Below are 314 nucleotides of genomic sequence, written 5' to 3'. Positions count from 1 at the left end.
GTCGAGTTGTCCGTGACATGCGGCGCACGGCGCGATATTGCGCTGCGGATCGCCCTGCATCGCGAGGCGCACGGCGGTCGCATCGGGCGTGCTGCCGGTAGGCGCAACTTCCGCCGCCGGACTTCGCGGCAGCGACGCATAGTAAGCCGCGAGATCGTGAAGATCCTGGTCGCTGCGCGCGGCGACAATAGGCTGCATGATCGCGTTCTGCCGCACGCCTTGCTGGTAATCGCGCAACTCCTTGTAGACCACGTCCGCGTATTGGCCGGCCAATGCCGGCGCGGTGATCTGAACGTTGCCGACCACACCGTGGC

At 66.2% G+C, this 314-nt stretch carries 1 pseudogene; it reads right to left on the bottom strand.

From position 1 onward, the window contains the following. Positions 1–314: pseudogene (locus tag EN824_RS34205) on the bottom strand (cytochrome c4); the annotation flags it as partial.

Origin of the sequence: Mesorhizobium sp. M8A.F.Ca.ET.181.01.1.1 (assembly GCF_004792025.1) — a bacterium.
In the GTDB taxonomy this organism is placed as follows: Bacteria; Pseudomonadota; Alphaproteobacteria; order Rhizobiales; family Rhizobiaceae; genus Mesorhizobium.
The sequence above is the reverse complement of the archived record's forward strand: the minus strand, read 5'-3'. Positions and strand labels throughout refer to the sequence as shown.